General features: G+C 67.4%; 14 protein-coding genes. 13 read left to right on the forward strand and 1 reads right to left on the reverse strand.

The features are described from left to right. Positions 1–51 precede the first annotated feature (51 nt). The 9 genes from FAZ97_RS33845 (at position 52) to FAZ97_RS33885 (ending at position 10,761) form a co-directional block, all read left to right on the forward strand. Positions 52–705, forward strand: coding sequence for an outer membrane lipoprotein carrier protein LolA (locus FAZ97_RS33845; RefSeq protein ID WP_158763093.1), 654 nt, complete (start codon positions 52–54; stop codon positions 703–705). Beyond that, positions 705–3,248, forward strand: a complete 2,544-nt coding sequence (locus FAZ97_RS33850) for an MMPL family transporter (protein WP_158763094.1) — start codon at positions 705–707, stop codon at positions 3,246–3,248. Before FAZ97_RS33845 ends, FAZ97_RS33850 begins: the two co-directional genes overlap by 1 nt. After that, positions 3,245–4,129: a polysaccharide deacetylase family protein gene (locus FAZ97_RS33855; protein ID WP_158763095.1), complete on the forward strand. Its 885-nt coding sequence runs from the start codon at positions 3,245–3,247 to the stop codon at positions 4,127–4,129. Before FAZ97_RS33850 ends, FAZ97_RS33855 begins: the two co-directional genes overlap by 4 nt. A gap of 13 nt (positions 4,130–4,142) precedes the next feature. Next, positions 4,143–5,348, forward strand: a complete 1,206-nt coding sequence (locus tag FAZ97_RS33860) for a beta-ketoacyl-[acyl-carrier-protein] synthase family protein (RefSeq protein WP_158763096.1) — start codon at positions 4,143–4,145, stop codon at positions 5,346–5,348. Positions 5,349–5,353: 5 nt separating this feature from the next. Beyond that, on the forward strand, positions 5,354–6,181 hold the full coding sequence (locus FAZ97_RS33865) for a beta-ketoacyl synthase chain length factor (protein WP_158763097.1): 828 nt from the start codon (positions 5,354–5,356) through the stop codon (positions 6,179–6,181). Between the two features lie 38 nt (positions 6,182–6,219). Further along, the gene (locus FAZ97_RS33870) at positions 6,220–6,696 is read left to right on the forward strand and encodes a hotdog family protein (protein ID WP_158763400.1); all 477 of its coding nucleotides are present in this window, start codon (positions 6,220–6,222) and stop codon (positions 6,694–6,696) included. A 22-nt stretch (positions 6,697–6,718) separates the two neighbouring features. After that, complete coding sequence (locus FAZ97_RS33875) at positions 6,719–7,012, forward strand: hypothetical protein (RefSeq protein WP_158763098.1); 294 nt, start codon at positions 6,719–6,721, stop codon at positions 7,010–7,012. Between the two features lie 286 nt (positions 7,013–7,298). Further along, complete coding sequence (locus FAZ97_RS33880; RefSeq protein ID WP_158763099.1) at positions 7,299–9,620, forward strand: putative bifunctional diguanylate cyclase/phosphodiesterase; 2,322 nt, start codon at positions 7,299–7,301, stop codon at positions 9,618–9,620. Between the two features lie 175 nt (positions 9,621–9,795). Continuing rightward, positions 9,796–10,761, forward strand: coding sequence for a chemotaxis protein (locus FAZ97_RS33885; protein WP_158763100.1), 966 nt, complete (start codon positions 9,796–9,798; stop codon positions 10,759–10,761). 176 nt (positions 10,762–10,937) lie between these two features. On the opposite strand, the gene FAZ97_RS33890 is transcribed toward FAZ97_RS33885, so the two are convergent. Beyond that, positions 10,938–12,182, reverse strand: a complete 1,245-nt coding sequence (locus tag FAZ97_RS33890) for a D-amino acid dehydrogenase (RefSeq protein WP_158763101.1) — start codon at positions 12,180–12,182, stop codon at positions 10,938–10,940. Between the two features lie 273 nt (positions 12,183–12,455). Between FAZ97_RS33890 and FAZ97_RS33895 the strand changes: the two genes are divergently transcribed. From FAZ97_RS33895 to FAZ97_RS33910, 4 genes are read left to right on the forward strand one after another with little or no spacing between them, the layout of a single operon-like run. Continuing rightward, the gene (locus FAZ97_RS33895) at positions 12,456–13,622 is read left to right on the forward strand and encodes a branched-chain amino acid ABC transporter substrate-binding protein (RefSeq protein ID WP_158763102.1); all 1,167 of its coding nucleotides are present in this window, start codon (positions 12,456–12,458) and stop codon (positions 13,620–13,622) included. A 16-nt stretch (positions 13,623–13,638) separates the two neighbouring features. Then, positions 13,639–14,538: a branched-chain amino acid ABC transporter permease gene (locus FAZ97_RS33900; protein ID WP_158763103.1), complete on the forward strand. Its 900-nt coding sequence runs from the start codon at positions 13,639–13,641 to the stop codon at positions 14,536–14,538. Between the two features lie 3 nt (positions 14,539–14,541). Next, on the forward strand, positions 14,542–16,410 hold the full coding sequence (locus tag FAZ97_RS33905) for a branched-chain amino acid ABC transporter ATP-binding protein/permease (RefSeq protein WP_158763104.1): 1,869 nt from the start codon (positions 14,542–14,544) through the stop codon (positions 16,408–16,410). Further along, positions 16,401–17,162, forward strand: a complete 762-nt coding sequence (locus tag FAZ97_RS33910) for an ABC transporter ATP-binding protein (RefSeq protein ID WP_158763105.1) — start codon at positions 16,401–16,403, stop codon at positions 17,160–17,162. The genes FAZ97_RS33905 and FAZ97_RS33910 overlap by 10 nt, the downstream gene beginning before the upstream one ends. Positions 17,163–17,225 lie beyond the last annotated feature (63 nt).

Below are 17,225 nucleotides of genomic sequence, written 5' to 3' on the forward strand. Positions count from 1 at the left end.
TCGCGAGACGCGCCCCCACGCCGAGCTTCCCGTGCGCGAGGTGACCGACGCATGAGTGCGATCCGCCGTTCCTCTACGTTGCGCGCGCGCTGCCTGCGTACGCTGGCGAGCGCCGCTTTCATCGCCGGTTTCAGCGTGACGGCGCTCGCGCCGGTCGTGCAGGCACAGGCTGCGCAATCCGCGCAACCCGCCTGGACGCTCGACCGCCTGATGTCCACGCTGGCGCAGCGCAAGTCCGGCCGTGCGACCTTCACCGAGACGAAATACCTCTCGATCGCCGCGCAGCCGGTGGAATCGTCAGGAGAACTCGTGTTCGTCGCGCCCGATCATCTGGAAAAGATCACGCAGAACCCGAAGCCCGAACACCTCGTGGTGGACGGCGACATGCTGACCGTGCAGCGCGAGAACCACAAATACACGCTGGCGCTCGCGCGCTATCCGGAGCTGGGCGCGTTCATCGAAAGCATCCGTGCGACGCTGGCGGGCAACCGCTTCGCACTGGAACAGGTCTACAAGGTCGCGCTCGCGGGCGAGGGCGACGACTGGACGCTCACGCTCACGCCGCTCGACTCGCGCATGCGCAAGGTGGTGAGCACGATCACGATAGACGGCACGCGTGACGCGATGCGCAGTGTCGCGATCCAGCAGGCCGACGGCGACCATTCGGTGATGCGCCTGCACGCCCTTTCCGCGGACACGAACTGATGAACCCGCGCGCTCATCCGCTCCTCGCACGCGGCTTCGCGCTCGCGCAGCGCCGCGCCGTCGCGGTGTGGCTGCTGTGCCTCGTTGCATGTGCCGTCGCGATCGGCCGCGCGAATTTCACCGCCGATCTCTCGGCGTTCCTGCCGCGCTCGCCTAGCCCCACGCAGCAGGTGCTCGTCGATCAACTGCGCGACGGTCTGGCTTCGCGGCTCATCCTCATCGGCATCGACGGCGGCTACGAGAGCACGCGCGCCGCGCTTTCGCGCCGCGTGGCGGCAACCCTGCGTGCGGACCCGCAATTCGCGGCGATTCACAACGGCTCGGGCCAGAACGACGCGCGCGACGAGCAGTTCATGTTCGCGCACCGCTACGTGCTGAGCCCCGCGGTGACGCCGCAACACTTCACCCAACAGGGTTTGCACGATGCGCTGGGCGACAGCCTCGATCTGCTGACTTCTTCGGCGGGGCTGGTCGCCAAGGACCTGCTGCCGCGCGACCCGACCGGCGAGGTGGCGGCGATGCTCGGCCAGCTAGACAGCGCGGCGCAGCCCGAGAACCGCGGCGGCGTATGGGCCTCGCGCGACGGCCGGCGCGCCGTGCTCGTGGCGCAAACCGCCGCCGCCGGCTCCGACACCGACGCGCAGGCTCACGCTATCGACGCCGTGCGCGCGGCCTTCGCCGCAGCCACGCGCACCTTGCCCAATGCTTCGGCCTACCAGGTATTGCTGACGGGGCCGGGCGTGTTCGGGGTCGCCACGCGCGACGCCATTCGCCACGACGTGGAACGCCTCTCCACCTTGAGCCTCCTGCTGATCGTGGCGTTGCTGCTCACGCTGTACCGCTCGCCGCGCACGCTGGCGCTCGGGCTGTTGCCGGTACTTTCGGGCGTGGCGGCGGGCATCGCCACGGTATCGCTCGCGTTCGGCACGGTGCATGGCCTGACGCTCGGCTTCGGCACGACGCTGATGGGCGAGGCGGTGGACTACTCGATCTATCTGTTCGTGCAGTCGTCGCAGGGCAGCCCGCGTGGCGCAGCGCAGAGCCGTGACACCATGCGCGCATGGCTCGCCGCTTACTGGCCGACCATTCGCCTCGGCGTGCTCACCTCGGTGTGCGGCTTCGCAACGATGCTGTTCTCGGGCTTTCCCGGCCTCGTGCAACTCGGGCTCTATTCGATCGCCGGCCTCGTGAGCGCCGCGCTCGTCACGCGTTTCGTGCTGCCGCAGCTATGCGGCGGCGCCGTGGCGATTCGCGACGTTTCGCGCATCGGCGCGGGGCTCGCGCGGCTTGCGCACGCAGCGCCGCGTCTGCGCTGGCCGCTTGCGGCGCTCGTGCTTGCCGCAGTGGCGTCGCTCTGGCTGCATCGCGACGATCTCTGGAGCCACGAGCTTGCCTCCCTGAGCCCCGTGCCCGCCGCGAGCCAGGCGCTCGACACGGGCCTGCGCGCGGACGTGGGCGCGCCCGACGTGCGCTACCTCGTGGTGATTCCGGCCGCGAGCGAGCAGGCCGCGCTCGAAGGCGCGGAGAAGGTCGGGGCGCAACTGCAGCCGCTCGTCGACCGTGGCATGCTGGGCGGCTTCGAGAGCCCCGCACGCTACCTGCCGAGCGACACCACGCAGCGTGCGCGCCTGGCGAGCCTGCCCGTAAAGGATGTGCTCGCGGCACGCATGCAAGAAGCGATCAAGAACCAGCCAGTGGACGTGAGGCCCGACGCCTTCGCGCCGTTCCTCGCCGACGTCGAGGCCGCGCGCAACGCGCCGCTCGTGACGCGCGCGGACCTGAAGGGCACGTCGATGGCGCTCGCTGTCGATGCGCTCCTGACCCAGCGCGACGGCCAATGGAGCGCCATGCTCGCCTTGCGCGCACCGCGCCATGCACAGGGCGCGCAGACCGCGAACACGCCGAGTCTCGACGCCAGCACCGTGAGCGACGCCGTTGCGCGTGCGAACGTGCCGGGCGCACTCTTCGTCGACTTGAAGACCGAAGCCGACCGCATGTACCTCGACTACGTTCACGAAGACATTCGCCTCTCGCTCGCGGGTTTCGCCGTCATTGTCGTGCTGCTGGCGCTCGCGTTGCGCTCATTCTCGCGCGCGGCGCGAGCGCTCGCGCCGCTCATCGCGGCAGTGCTGGTCGTGGCGGCGGGATTCGCGCTGGCGGGCGTATCGCTCACCATACTGCACCTGGTCGGCATGCTGCTCATCGTCGCGGTGGGCTCGAACTATGCGCTGTTCTTCTGCAAGCGCGACGACGAAGCGGGCATCACGCCGCGCACGCTCGTTTCCCTGCTCGTCGCCAATCTCGCGACGGTGGCGGGCTTTGGCCTGCTCTCGCTGTCGCATGTGCCGTTGCTCGAAACGTTCGGGCTGACGGTCGGGCCGGGCGCGATGCTCGCGCTGATATTCGCGGCGATTCTCGCGCCGCCGCTCGTACGCCGCAGCGACGAGGCGCATACGGCTGCCGATACCCCCGAAGCGCGGCAGGCTGCCGGTCCGCGCACCGAGCGCGCGCACATGAGCCACCCGCAAGGAGGGCGCGCATGAACTCGGCTTCGCTGCCCTCTACGCGCGCGGTCTCCGCGAGCGCTTTGGCGCGCCGCTGGAAGCCTTCGCCGTTCATTTGCGGCGCGGCAGCGGTGCACGCGGGTGCGGCCGCCGCCCTGGTCGCGCATCCGGGTGCGTGGCCGTGGGCCGCGGGCAGCGTGGTCGCTTCGCATCTCGCGCTCACAGCCGCAGGCCTGTGGCCGCGCAGCGCGTTGCTCGGCCCGAACTGGACGCAACTGCCCGAGCACGCGGGGCAGCATATCGCGCTCACGATCGACGATGGTCCGGACCCCGAAGTGACGCCGCGCGTACTCGACCTGCTTGACCAGTTCGATGCGCGTGCAACGTTCTTCTGCATCGGCGATCTCGCGCAACGCCACCCGCATCTGGTGGAAACAATCGTGGCGCGCGGCCATGCCGTCGAGAATCATAGCCAGCGCCACCGGCATACGTTCTCCCTCTCGGGGCCGCTCGCGATGAAGCGCGAGATCGAGGCGGCGCAGCGCACGCTCACCGAAATCGCGGGCACGCCGCCGCGCTTTTTCCGGGCGCCGGCGGGCCTGCGCAATCCGTTCCTCGAGCCGGTGCTGTGCGGCCTCGGCCTGCGCCTCGCAAGCTGGACGCGGCGCGGTTTCGACACCTGCGCGAAAGACGCCGGCACGGTCACGCAGCGCCTGCTTGATGGCCTCGCCGCGCGTGACATCCTGCTCGTGCACGATGGCCATGCGGCGCGCGACGCGCGCGGCGAGCCGCTCGTGCTCGACGTGCTGCCGCCGCTTTTGCGCGCCGCCGCCGAACGCCGGCTGCAGTGGACCACACTGCGCGCGTGCCTCGACAGCGAAGCCGGTCAACCCGGATTCCAACGCAGCGATAACGGATAACGGACCGACTGACGTGAAACCACTTCTCCTTTCGCATTTCACCGCTACCAGCTGCCTCGGGCGCGGGCTCGACGCGACGCTCGACGCGCTGCGCGGCAAGCGCGGGGGGCTCGCGCGCTGCGACTTCGCACGCGCGGACCTCGATACGTGGATCGGCGCGGTAGCGGACCTGGAGAGCGAGACCCTGCGCGCCGATCTCGCGGACTACGCGTGCCGCAACCACCGTCTCGCGCAAATCGGCTTCACGCAGGACGGGTTCGCCGAGCACGTTCAGGCCGCCATTGCACGCTACGGCGCAGAGCGCGTCGGCGTGTTCGTCGGCACCAGCACCTCGGGCATTCTCGAAACCGAAAACGCCTACCGGCAGCGCGACCTCGAAAGCGGCGCGCTCAAACCGGGTTTCCACTACGCGCAGACGCACAACCCGTTCGCGCTGGCGTCTTTTGTGCGCGCGTATTTTGGCCTGCGCGGCCCGGCCACCTCGATCTCTTCTGCCTGTTCTTCGGGCGCGAAGGTGTTCGGTTCCGCGCGCCGCATGATCGAAGCAGGGCTGATCGACGCGGCGGTGGTGGGCGGTGTCGATTCGTTGTGCTTGACGACGCTGTACGGCTTTAATTCGCTCGAACTGCTTTCCCGCGATCCGTGCCGCCCGTTCGATGTGAACCGCAACGGCATTTCGATCGGTGAGGCCGCGGCGTTCGCCTTCCTGGAGCGCATGCCCGATACGCCCGAGGACGACGCCGTCCTGCTGCTCGGCGTGGGCGAGTCGAGCGATGCGCACCACATGTCATCGCCGCATCCCGAAGGACTCGGTGCGCGCGCCGCGATGACGCAGGCGCTTTCCACAGCGGGTGTAGCCGCAAGCGAAGTCGGCTACATCAACTTGCATGGCACGGCCACGCCGAGCAACGACGCCGCGGAAAGCCGCGCCGTCAACGCACTGTTCGAGCGCACGCCGTGCAGTTCGACCAAGGGCGCGACCGGCCACACGCTGGGTGCCGCGGGCGCGCTCGAAGCCGTGATCTCGGCGCTTGCGCTGCGCCATCGCTTCGTGCCCGCCGGCGTCAACACCACGCAGCCCGACGCCGCGCTCGGCCTCGACTACGTGCTCGAAAGCCGCGAGTCGCAAGTGGGCGCCGCGCTCAGCAATTCCTTCGGTTTTGGCGGCACGAACTGCAGCCTCCTGTTCGGGCGCGCGGACCGCGCACATCACGGATGAGCGCCATGAGACTTCGCGTATTCATTGAAAGCGTCGGCGTGATTGGCCCGGGCCTTGCGAACTGGCCGCAGGCGGCGGATGTGCTCGCCGCGCGCACGCCATACGCGAGCGCACGCACGGTGCTGCCGCCGCCGGAGGGCCTGCCGGCGGCAGAGCGCCGCCGTACCGGGGCTGTCGTCAAGACCGCGCTTGCCGTGGGCCACGAGGCCGTCGCGGCGAGCGGCCGCGACGCGACGACGCTGGCCACTGTGTTCGCCGCCTCGGGCGGAGATGGTCAGAACTGCCACATAATCTGCGACGCGCTTGCCGGCGAGGATCGTCTGCTTTCGCCCACGCGTTTTCACAATTCGGTGCACAACGCGCCCGCGGGCTACTGGAGCATTGCGACGCGTGACCAGGCCACGTCGAACGTGCTGTGCGCGCACGACGGCAGCTTTGCAGCGGGCCTGCTCGAAGGCGCGTGCCAAGTGGCCGTGGACGGCGTGCCTACCTTGCTGATCGCCTACGACGCCGACTATCCCGAGCCGCTGCACGCGCTGCGTCCGGTGGCCGATGCGTTTGGCGTGGCGCTCGTGCTCGCGCCGCAGGCGAGCGCAGCGACGATTGCGCGGCTCGACGTGACGCTGACCGAAGCGCTTGCGACACCGCTTGCCTCGCTCGAACTCGAAGCGCTGCGCGCGAACAATCCCGCCGCGCGTGCGTTGCCGTTGCTCGAAGCGCTTGCGTGCATGGACAAATCCGGCCGGCCCGCAAGCGTAGTCATCGATTATTTGCCCGAGCTGCGCGTGCAGATCGACGTGACGCCACCGAATGCATTGGGAGAAGGCGCGTGACGACGCAAGCCGACCTGCCGGGTGCGCTCGCGGACGCGATCGCGAACGCAGCGACGACCGGGCCGCTCGACCGAGCATGGATCGCGGCGCGCATACCGCACAGCGGCGCGATGTGCCTGCTCGATGGCGTGGAGGCGTGGGACGAGACACGTATTCGCTGTACGGCAACGAGCCATCGCGAGGCGCACAACCCGCTGCGCTCGCGTGGCCGTCTCGCCGCGGTATGCGGCGTGGAGTACGCGGCGCAGGCCATGGCGGTGCATGGCGCGTTGCTCTGCGCAATGGATGGTGCGGCGGCAGGCCGCCCGCGCGTGGGCTTTCTTGCGAGCATGCGCAACGTGATGGCGCATGTCGAGCGCCTGGACACGCTCGCCACGCCGCTCGTTATCGAAGCCGAGCGCATGAGCGGCAGCAGCAACACGATCCTCTACGGTTTTACGGTGCGCGGCGAGGGCCGCGTGCTGCTTACGGGGCGCGCGGCGGTGATGCTCGACGCGTCCGCAGTCATTGGATGACAAGACAAAAGGGAGCCCGACGATGAAATCCAAACGGTTCATACTTGCCGCTTTCGTGCTGGGCATGGCCAGCACGATGGCGCACGCCGATGTTCACGAAGTGAAGGAGAACATCAAGCACGATTCGAAGGAAGCGGCCGCGAAAACCGGCCACGCCGCGCGCGAATTCGGCCACGCCACCGCGAACGCCGCGAGGACGGTGGGCCACGGTATCGCGCATGCGTCGCGCGAGGGCTACGAGGCCACCAAGCGCGCCACCAAGCGCGTGTTCCATAAGGACAGCGGCGGCGAAAGCAGCGAAAAGAGCCAGGCGTAAGGCGTTTTTCGCTGGGACCGGGCACGCGTAGGCGTATACCCTCGCGAGTGCCATCGCTCCGCGCACGCCCGCCCACCCGGCGCGCCCTACCGTCCGCGCCCTGTTATCCGCCTTCCCGCTTTCCCCTTCCAGCACTTCAAGATAGCGCCGCCCTTGCCGTTAATGCAGGGGCGGCGTCGTCGCTCGCCTCACGGCAGACGGCGCGCCGCTCACCACACTAAAGATCGGACCGGCCGCGGGCGCTTCGTGCATCACACGCACCGCGGCAACGAGAGGGGAAGAAGGTATGGTCTATTCCCAAGCGGCGGGAGCGTTCGGCGCAGCGGGATCACGGGGCGGTCAGTCGGAGGTGTCAAGAGAATCGAGCGAGGCCGCCCAGGGAGCCGATGCGGCGCTCGCCCAGGAGCGCGGCGTATTGCGGCTGGTGTCGCGCAGCATGCCGCTGCCGGAACTGCTGGCGGAGGTCTGCTGCCGCGCCGAGCGCTTGCTGGGCGCGGGCGCGAACTGCGCGATCCTGCAACTGGACGGCGACGGCCGGCGCCTGCGCATCGGCAGCGCGCCGTCCTTGCCGGCGCAGTATCACGCCGCGTTCGACGGCACGCCGGTCGGTTCCGGCACGAGCCCGTCCGGCACGGCGATCTTCGAGCGGCGCACGATTTGCGTCGACGACTTCGAACGCGCAGACGAGTGGGGCGAGTACCGCCGCATCGCGCTCGACAGCGGCCTGCGCGCTGTCTGGACCACCCCGCTCGACGACGACAGCGGCGGCGTGCTGGGCGCGCTCGCCGTGTATCAGAGCCGGCCCTGGCGGCCCACGCCGGCCGAAGAGGCGCTGCTGTGCGACATCGCCAGCAGCGTCGCAGCCATGCTCAACCAGCAGACCATTGCCGAGCGTCTCGCGCTGAGCGAAGAGCATCATCGCCTCGTCGTGGATCACCTCAACGAAGGCATCGTGATGCAGGCCCGGGACGACACCGTGCTCGCCTGCAACCGCAGCGCGCGGCGTATGCTGCGGCTGCCCGAGGACGCCATCGGCCTGAGCATCATGAAGGTGATTCCGCGCGTGCTCGACGAAAGCGGCAAGCCGCTGCCCGTCGCGAAGCGACCGAGCATGCAGGCGCTGAAAACGGGCAAGCCGGTGCTCGGCGAGACGGTTGGCCTCGAACTCGCGGATGGCGAGATCGTGTGGGTGAGCGAGAACGTGCTGCCGATTTTCCGGCCCGGCGAAAGCGAGCCGGTTTCCGTGGTGGTGTCGTTCACGGACATCGGACCGGTGCGCGAGGCGCAGCAGCAACTGCGCTATCTCGCCACGCGCGACGCGCTTACGGGGCTCTACAACCGCACGTTCCTCGCCGAGCGCATGCACACGCTGCTCGAAACGGCGAGTTGCTCGGCGCGGCCTGCGCTCCTCTTCGTCGATCTCGACGGCTTCAAGAAGGTCAACGACACCGGCGGCCACGAGGCGGGAGACTCGCTGCTGCGCGACGTGGGGCGCCGGCTCGCCGCTTGCGTGAGCGACGCGGATACGCTCGCACGCGTGGGCGGCGACGAATTCGTGATCGCGGTGTGCTGCTATGAGAGCGTGGACGAACTCGTCGCGCTCGCGCAGCGCGTGCTCGCCGCGATCGCCGCGCCGTTCGCGGTGGCGGGCAACGAGTACTACCTGGGAGCGTCGATCGGCATCAGTCTGTATCCCGACGATGGCCGCAGCGCCGCCGCGCTCATGCGCAACGCCGACTCGGCCATGTACGCGGCCAAGCAGCGCGGCACCAACCAGTTCCAGTTCTTCACGAGCGAGTTGCGCCAGCGCCTGCAGCGCCGTTTCCAGATCGAGCGGGGGCTGCGCCGCGCGCTCGCTTCGGGCGAGCTGCGCCTCGTCTATCAGCCGATCGTGGATGGCGAAAGCGGCCGCATGATCGGCGCGGAGGCGCTGCTGCGCTGGGAGAGCGAGGAACTGGGCCAGGTTTCGCCAGTCGAGTTTATTCCCGTGGCCGAGGACACCGGCATGATCATCCCAATCGGTCAGTGGGTGCTCGAGCATGCGTGCCGCCAGGCTGCGCAGTGGCGGCGCCTCTTCGCGCCCGATTTCGTCATGGCAGTCAACTTCTCGCCACGCCAGATCGCGGACGGTCTGGTCGAGCAGGTGGAGGGATGCCTCGCCCGAACGGGCCTTGCGCCCGACGCGCTCGAAGTGGAGATCACCGAAGGCATTCTCATGAGCGACAGCCAGAGCGTGCTGCCGCTCTTGCACGCGCTCAACGACATCGGCGTGCGCATTTCGGTGGACGACTTCGGCACCGGCTATTCGTCGCTCTCGTATCTGAAGCGCTTTCCGCTGCACCACCTGAAGGTCGATCGCACGTTCGTGGCGGGCCTGCCCGAGAACCGCGATTCCGTGGCGATCACCCAGGCCGTCGTGGCGATGGCGCACTCGCTCGGCATGCGCGTGACGGCGGAAGGCGTGGAGACGCCCGAGCAGGCCTCGTTTCTGCGCTCGCTGCGCTGCGAGCGGCAGCAGGGCTACCTGTTTGGCCGTCCGGTGAGCGCTCAGGCCTGCGCGGCGCTGCTGCGCGAGCATGCCGCTGGCCGCGTGCGCGAGGGTGTGTGAGCGCGCGGGGTGCGCCCTGATCCGGCACGGTCGTGCGGGAGTCTCGGGATCGAAGCGGGCTGTAAGCCGGCTCAAGAAATCCCGCGCGAGGCCGTAGACGGAGGTCAGGGAACCGATGCCACGAGCATCGGTTCACACCGGGTAAAGCGGCAAACGATAAGGACACGAGAGAATCATGGATAGCGGCTTCGCAATCGACGAACGAACGCGCCTGACCAGCACGAACCAGTTCGAACTCTTGCTATTCCGTCTCGGCGCGGCGCCGGGCAGCGAGGTGGGCGAAGTCTTCGGCATCAACGTTTTCAAGGTGCGGGAAATCCTGAGCATGCCGGCGATCACGCCGATCGCGGCGTCGTCGCCCTACGTGCTGGGCGCGGCGAACATCCGCGGCCAGGTGATGCCCGTGATCGACCTGCCGCGGCTCATGGGCTGCGAGCCGGCCACGGGCCTGAATATCCTGCTCGTGACCGAATTCGCGCGCTCCACGCAGGGCTTCGCGCTCGAAAGCGTGGACGAGATCGTGCGGCTCGAATGGAGCCAGGTGCTGACCGCCGACGTCACGATGGGCAACCGCGTGACGAGCATCGCGCGGCTCGAGAACGACCCCGAGAGCAAGCGGCTCGTGCAGGTGGTGGACGTGGAGCAGGTGCTGCGCGACGTGTTCCCGGCGCAGCACGGCGCGGTCGCGGCGGAGGACGTGGGCGAGCCCGCAATGATTCCGCCGGGCGCGAAGGTGCTGGCCGCCGACGACTCGGGATTCGCGCGCGAGCTGATCGGCCAGAGCCTCAAGGCGCTCGGCGTCGAATACACGATGGCGAAGACGGGCCTCGAAGCGTGGAAGCAGCTCGACGCGATCGCGACCAGTGCGGAGCGCGACGGCGTGCGCGCGAAGGATCGCATCGCGCTCGTGCTGACCGACCTCGAAATGCCGGAGATGGATGGCTTCACGCTCACGCGCAAGATCAAGGCGGACCCGCGCACCGTGGATATCCCCGTGGTGATCCATTCGTCGCTCACGGGCACCGCGAATGAAGCGCACGTGAAGAACGCCGGCGCGAGCGGTTATGTCGCCAAGTTCGCCGCCGGCGATCTGGCGGGCGCGATCCGCAGCGCGCTGGCCGGGAAGCCGGTTTACGCGTGATTTCACGGCGCGATAGTCGCGCCGGCGCTGCGTGGTTTATCTTTCACTAACGCGCAAACAAGCCCCCGACTGCGGCTCGCTATCCTGTCGCCCGCGTGCTCGAATGAGGCCAAACGCGGCGCGGCGGTCGAGCTTCGTGTAGGCATCCTTATGACGTCGTAGCGGTGCGCTCATGTTCATCTCAGCGTCAACCCCGTCATGTCGAGTTCGGGTTCGCGCCCGGCCATGATGTCGGCCAGCAGTTTTGCCGTGCCGCACGACATGGTCCAGCCCATGTGCCCGTGCCCCGTGTTCAGAAAGAAGTTGCGATGGCGCGTGCGGCCGATGAGCGGCGTGCCCTCGGGCGTCATCGGGCGCAATCCAGCCCAGTAGGTGGGCTGCGTATAGTCGGCGCCCTCGGGAAAGAGTTCGCGTGCCGCCTGCATCATCGCCAGGTAATCGGAGGGCGTATGACGCGTGTCGTAGCCCGCGAAATCCGCGGTGGCCGTGAAGCGCAGGCGCGCGCCAAATCGCGCCCACGCCACGAGGTGATTCTCGTCCACGCCGCCCATGTCGGGCGGACGATGCTCGGGCCCGCAGGGGAACGTCGCGGAATAGCCCTTCACGGGATAGACCGCGATGCGATAGCCGAGCGGCCGCGCGAGTATCGGCGACCACGAACCTAGCGCGAGCACGTAGTCGTCGCCCCGAATCACACCGGCGCTCGTGCGCACGCCGGCAATGCGCTCGCCAGCGGCTTCGATTGCCTCGATCGGGGCGTCGAACACGAAGCGCACGCCCATACGTTCGCAAACCGCCTTGAGCGCGCGAGTGAAGCGGTGCGCGTCGCCGCTCTCGTCGCTCGGGCAGTAGATCGCGCCAGCAATGCGCTCGCGCGCGTGAGCGAGCGCGGGCTCGCGTGCGACGACCGCGGCGGCATCGAGCGTTTCGAGGGGCAGGCCGTTTTCGACGAGGATCGACATGTGGGCGCGGCCGCGCTCGAACGAGGCGGCGTCGCGATAGAGATAAAGCAGGCCGCGGCTGATGAGGTCGTATTCGAGCTGCTCGCGCGCCGTGACCTCCTGCAGTTGATGCTGCGAATAGCGGCATAACCGCACTTTGCGCGAGGTGTTTTCGCGCGAGCGCGCTTCGGTGCAGTTAAGCAGGAATTGCGCACACCATGCCCACATGTGAGGATCGGCCTTCAGCCGCAGCTTCAGCGCCTGGCCTTCGACGAACAGCGATTTGAGCAGGATTTTCGGCGCGCGGGGCGAGGCCCACGTGTACGAATGGCCGGGCGCCACGAGCCCTGCGTTGGCGAAACTGGTTTCGAGCGCAACGCCCCCGCGCCGTTCGATCACGGTGACGTCGCGGCCGTCGCGCGCAAGGTAGTACGCGCTCGTGACGCCTGCTATGCCGCCGCCCAGCACGATGGTCTTCATTCGCGCGCCTCCCTGCGTGTATACAAAGTACCTTCGCGCCGCCGCAAGCGCACGCGATTTGTATACGCGCATACCCTATAGCAGTTAAACGCTGGCATGCATCTATCATGGATAAGTCGTTATGCGCCGGTCCCCATGCAAGCTGCGCGCCATGAGCGAGCGAGTCCTGCAGGGCATCGTACCGGACGAATTATTTCGTTTCGCTAACTGACCGCGCGGGCTCGCCTGCGTCGCGGCATCGCCCGGTCGGGTCCACGCTCAGGAGCCGCTCATATGAATCCTCAGAACAATGGCACGCTGCACGCAACCCTCGCGCTCACTCTCCTTTCGCTCGCCGCGCTCGCGCCTGGCTTCGCACAAGCCCAGACGATCAAGATCGGCGTGCCGGTGCCGCTTTCGGGCAGCAGCGCCGCAGCGGGAACGGATATCCTGAACGGCGCGAAACTCGCCGCCGCGAAGATCAACGCGGCGGGCGGCGTGCTCGGCAAGCAGATCGAACTCGTGCCCGAAGACGACGCATGCGACGCGCAGACCGCCGTGCAAGCCGCGCAAAAGCTCGTGGATGCCGGCGTGGTCGCCGTGGCGGGCGGCTACTGCTCGAGCGCCGCGTTGCCCGAATTGACCGCGTTCCACCGGGCCGGCATTCCCTACGTGCTCGATGCCTCGACCAATCCGAAGCTCACGGAAATGGGTTACGACAACGTGTTCCGCACGATTGGCCGTGACGACGAGCAGGGGCCGTTTGCGGCCAGCTTCATGAAGAATTCGCTGCACGTGAAGCGCGCGGCGGTGATCGACGACAACACGACCTATGCGAAGGGCCTCGCGCAGAACACCGTGGAATCGCTCAAGAAAATGGGCGTGGACGTGGTCTACGCCGATTCGATCACGCCGGGCCAGATGGACTATTCGCCGACGCTCACCAAGGTGTCCTCGCTGAACCCGGACGTGATCTATTACACGGGCTATTTCTCCGAGGCGGGTTTGCTCGTGAAGGAAGCGCGCCAGGTGGGCCTGAAGATGACCTTCATGGGCGGCGACGGCACCAATGATCCGACGCTGATGAAAACGGCGGGCCCGGCCGCCGACGGCATGATCATCACGACCGCGCCGCTCGCGCAGTTCCTGGCGGGCGCGCACGACTACGTGGATCAGTACAACAAGTCCTATGGTCAGGGGCCGGGGCCGTATTCGGTGTACGAATACGACGCCGTGGGCGTGACCGCCAAGGCCATGGCCGATGCGAAGTCGGCCAAGCCCGCGGATATCAGCGCGGCGCTGCACAAGATCACGAACTACCCGGGCGCCACGGGGACGATCGGCTTCAATCCGAAGGGCGATCGCAGCCGCGCCGTGTACATCACGGTCATCGTGCACAACGATCAGTTCGAGCCTTACCAGCGTCAGGATGCCAGCGGCAAGTGGGTGGCCATGAAGTAAGCGCCCCGGGCCGCTCATGAGCACCTTTTTCCAGTTCGTCGTCGAGGGGCTGACGATCGGCTCGTTCTACGCGCTCGTCGCCCTCGGCTACACGATGGTCTACGGCATCATCCGGCTCATCAACTTCGCACACGGGGATCTCTTCATGGTGGGCGCGTTCATGGGCTGGACCGCGCTCGCCGCGCTCGCGGCCGCGCACCTGCCGCTTGCGCTCGCCCTGTTCGTGGCCTTCGCGGTGGCCATGCTCGCGACCGGCCTGCTCGGCGTGGCGATCGCGCGCGTGGCCTACCAGCCGTTGCTGCGCGCGCCGCGCCTTTCCATTCTCATTACAGCGCTCGCCGTTTCGCTGCTGCTGGAGAACGGCGTGCTGATCGCGTATGGCGCGGGCTTTCGCACGTACCCGCATCTGCTCACGCATACGGGTTTCGACATTGCGCAAGTGCACATTACGTTTGCGCAGATCGGCATTGTCGCGGCCAGCTTTGCCCTGATGATCGCGCTGTATTTGTTCGTACACCATACGTTTATTGGCACGGCCATGCGCGCGCTGGCCATCGACCAGGATGCGGCGCGGCTCATGGGCATCGATGTCGAGCGGCTCATCCAGCTCACGTTTTTCATCGGCTCGGCGCTCGCTGCGGTCGCCGGCGTGATGGAAGGACTCTTCTACACGCAGATCAACTTCTTCATGGGCTTCGTGCTCGGCCTGCGCGCATTCACTGCGGCGGTGCTGGGCGGTATCGGCAATATTCCGGGTGCGATGGTGGGCGGCTTTTTGATCGGCTTGCTGGAAGCGTTCGGCGCGGGGTATGTCTCTTCCCAGTGGACCGACGTGTTCGTATTCGGCGTGCTGATTGCCGTGCTCGTGGTGAAGCCGACGGGATTGTTCGGCGAACGCGTTGTCGAGAGGATGTGAGGCATGCGCGCGCGCCTTACGCAAACCCGGCAAACCTCATGGGTCTTCGCCGTCGTGCTGATCGCGGCGGCGACCGCGTTGCCGGCCTTCGCGAGCGGCTATATCGTCGATGTCGGGCTCACCATCATCACCTATGCGATTCTGGGCCTCGGGTTGAATATCGTCGTGGGCTACGCCGGGTTGCTCGACCTCGGCTACGCGGCTTTCTTCGCCATTGGCGCCTATACCACGGCGCTGCTCGAAACGCTGTTGCATTTCTCGTTCTGGGCAACGCTGCCGTTCAGCCTCGCATTCGCGGGCGCTTCCGGTGTCGTGATCGGCTATCCCACGTTGCGCTTGCGCAGCGACTATCTCGCCATCGTCACGCTCGGCTTCGGCGAGATCACGCGCATCGTCGCCACCAATCTCGACATTACCGGCGGCCCGAACGGCATCTACGGTATCGAGCCGCCTAGTCTGTTCGGCTTCGAGTTCAGTTCGCCGCGCTCGGTGTACGTGCTGGGCATGGCGTTCTTCATCGTCGTGCTGGTGTTCGCCGTGCGGCTCGGGCGCTCGCGGCTCGGGCGCGCGTGGACCAGCATCCGCGAGGACGAAGCCGCTGCCGAGGCCGTGGGCGTTGCAACCTTGCGCGTGAAGATGCTCGCCTACGTGTTGGGCGCACTGGTTGGGGGCCTGGCCGGCAGTCTCTTCGCCGCACGCTTCGGCACGATCGATCCCACGGCGTTCACGTACCTGCAGTCGGTGACCATCCTCATTGTCGTCGTGATGGGCGGGCGCGGCAGCATTCCCGGCGTGATACTCGGTGCGCTGATCGTTGCGGGGCTGCCGGAATTGCTGCGCTTCCTGAACCTGTGGCGTATTTTCGGCTTTGCGGTGGCGCTCGTCGTGCTCATGTTGTTGCGTCCGCAAGGATTGTGGCCCGCGCGCGTGAGGCGCGCCGCGCCGAGGCCGGAGGAGGAAACGGTGGCGCACGAAGCGGAAGCTGCGGAAGCGGCGGGCAAGCAAAGTACGGCGGCGGTTTCTCTCGCCGATAGCGGTGGCCTCGAAGCTGCCGCCGCGCGCGAAACGCTGCTCGAGGTGCATGACCTCGAGCGCCGCTTTGGCGGCGTGCGCGCGATCGGCGGCATCAGTTTTCAGGTGCGCAGCGGCGAGATTCTCGCGCTGATCGGCCCGAACGGCGCGGGCAAGACCACGGTGTTCAACTGCCTGACCGGCGTGATCCGCCCAAGCGGCGGCCGCCTCGTCTGGCGCGGCGAGCCGCTTGCCGGCGGCGCGCCTCATCGCAACGTGCATCGCGGCATGGCGCGCACGTTTCAGGGCATCCGGCTTTTCAACCACATGAGCGCGTTCGAGAACGTGCTGATCGGCATGGATCATCGCCTGCACACGGCCCTCGTGGCGGAGCTGCTGGGCACGCGCGCCGCGCGCGCCGAGGCTGCCGAGCACGGCGCGCTCGGGCAGCGCTGGCTCGATCTCGTGGGGCTCGGCGCGCGCGCGAGCGAATATGCCTCGGATCTTCCGTATGGCGATCAGCGCAGGCTGGAAATTGCCCGCGCGCTGGCGAGCCAGCCGCGCCTGCTGTTGCTCGACGAGCCCGCCGCCGGCATGAACCCAACCGAAAAGCATGCGTTGATGGCGCAGATCCGCCGCATACGCGACCTGGGCGTGACGGTGCTGCTGATCGAGCACGACATGGCGCTGGTGATGGGCGTGTCGGACCGCATCATCGTGATGGATCATGGCGAGATCATTGCCGAGGGTGCGCCCGCGCAAATCCAGAACGACCCTGTGGTGATCGACGCATACCTCGGCACGGCCGAGGAAGACGACGGACCCGACAACGCGGACGGGGAGAAGTCGCTATGGAATTAGACACGGCCGGCAAACTCCTCGACGTTCGCGACCTGCGCGTGAACTACGGCAACATCGAAGCGTTGCACGGCATTTCGCTCGACGTCGGGCCGGGCGAAATCGTTGCGCTGCTCGGGGCTAACGGTGCGGGCAAGACCACCACACTGCGCACCATCTCCGGGCTGCTGCGCCCGCGCGGCGGCAGCGTTGCGTTCGAGGGGCAGGGGCTCGTCGGGCTGCCGTCGCATCGTATCGTCGCGCTTGGGATCGGGCATGTGCCTGAAGGGCGGCGTATTTTCGGCGGGTTGACGGTCGAGGAGAATTTGCGCCTTGGCGGCTATCTCTTGCGGCGCGATGCTGGCGCGCTCGATCAAGGCATTGCTCAGGCATACGAAACATTTGGCAGGCTGCGCGAGCGCAAGGATCAGCTTGCGGGCACGCTAAGCGGCGGCGAGCAACAGATGTTGGCGATCGCGCGTGCACTCATGCTGAAACCGAAACTCGTACTGCTCGACGAACCTTCGATGGGACTTGCGCCCAAGCTCGTGCGGGCGATCTTCGAAGTGATCGCGCGCATCAGCCACGCGGGCACGGCGGTTCTGCTCGTGGAACAGAACGCGCGCCAGGCGCTGCGCATTGCGAATCGGGCTTATGTGCTGGAAGGCGGGCGCGTGGCGCTCGCGGGCCCGGCGCGTGAGCTGGCGGATGACAACCGGGTGCGTGCCACCTATCTTGGCGGCGGCGCGCAGGCGCAGGGGGGAGGGGGGGCTTAGATGGGTCGTCGGACCGTATTCATTCACTGAATTGCAAATCATTCTCGTTTGCATTAGCAATTC

Origin of the sequence: Paraburkholderia acidiphila (genome assembly GCF_009789655.1) — a bacterium.
In the GTDB taxonomy this organism is placed as follows: Bacteria; Pseudomonadota; Gammaproteobacteria; order Burkholderiales; family Burkholderiaceae; genus Paraburkholderia; species Paraburkholderia acidiphila.

Bases quoted from the DNA above. Each gene is read 5' to 3' on its own strand.
- FAZ97_RS33845 (WP_158763093.1), top strand. From the start codon at position 52: ATGAGTGCGATCCGCCGTTCCTCTACGTTGCGCGCGCGCTGCCTGCGT.
- FAZ97_RS33850 (WP_158763094.1), top strand. From the start codon at position 705: ATGAACCCGCGCGCTCATCCGCTCCTCGCACGCGGCTTCGCGCTCGCG.
- FAZ97_RS33855 (WP_158763095.1), top strand. From the start codon at position 3,245: ATGAACTCGGCTTCGCTGCCCTCTACGCGCGCGGTCTCCGCGAGCGCT.
- FAZ97_RS33865 (WP_158763097.1), top strand. From the start codon at position 5,354: ATGAGACTTCGCGTATTCATTGAAAGCGTCGGCGTGATTGGCCCGGGC.
- FAZ97_RS33875 (WP_158763098.1), top strand. From the start codon at position 6,719: ATGAAATCCAAACGGTTCATACTTGCCGCTTTCGTGCTGGGCATGGCC.
- FAZ97_RS33880 (WP_158763099.1), top strand. From the start codon at position 7,299: ATGGTCTATTCCCAAGCGGCGGGAGCGTTCGGCGCAGCGGGATCACGG.
- FAZ97_RS33885 (WP_158763100.1), top strand. From the start codon at position 9,796: ATGGATAGCGGCTTCGCAATCGACGAACGAACGCGCCTGACCAGCACG.
- FAZ97_RS33890 (WP_158763101.1), bottom strand. From the start codon at position 12,182: ATGAAGACCATCGTGCTGGGCGGCGGCATAGCAGGCGTCACGAGCGCG.
- FAZ97_RS33895 (WP_158763102.1), top strand. From the start codon at position 12,456: ATGAATCCTCAGAACAATGGCACGCTGCACGCAACCCTCGCGCTCACT.
- FAZ97_RS33900 (WP_158763103.1), top strand. From the start codon at position 13,639: ATGAGCACCTTTTTCCAGTTCGTCGTCGAGGGGCTGACGATCGGCTCG.
- FAZ97_RS33905 (WP_158763104.1), top strand. From the start codon at position 14,542: ATGCGCGCGCGCCTTACGCAAACCCGGCAAACCTCATGGGTCTTCGCC.
- FAZ97_RS33910 (WP_158763105.1), top strand. From the start codon at position 16,401: ATGGAATTAGACACGGCCGGCAAACTCCTCGACGTTCGCGACCTGCGC.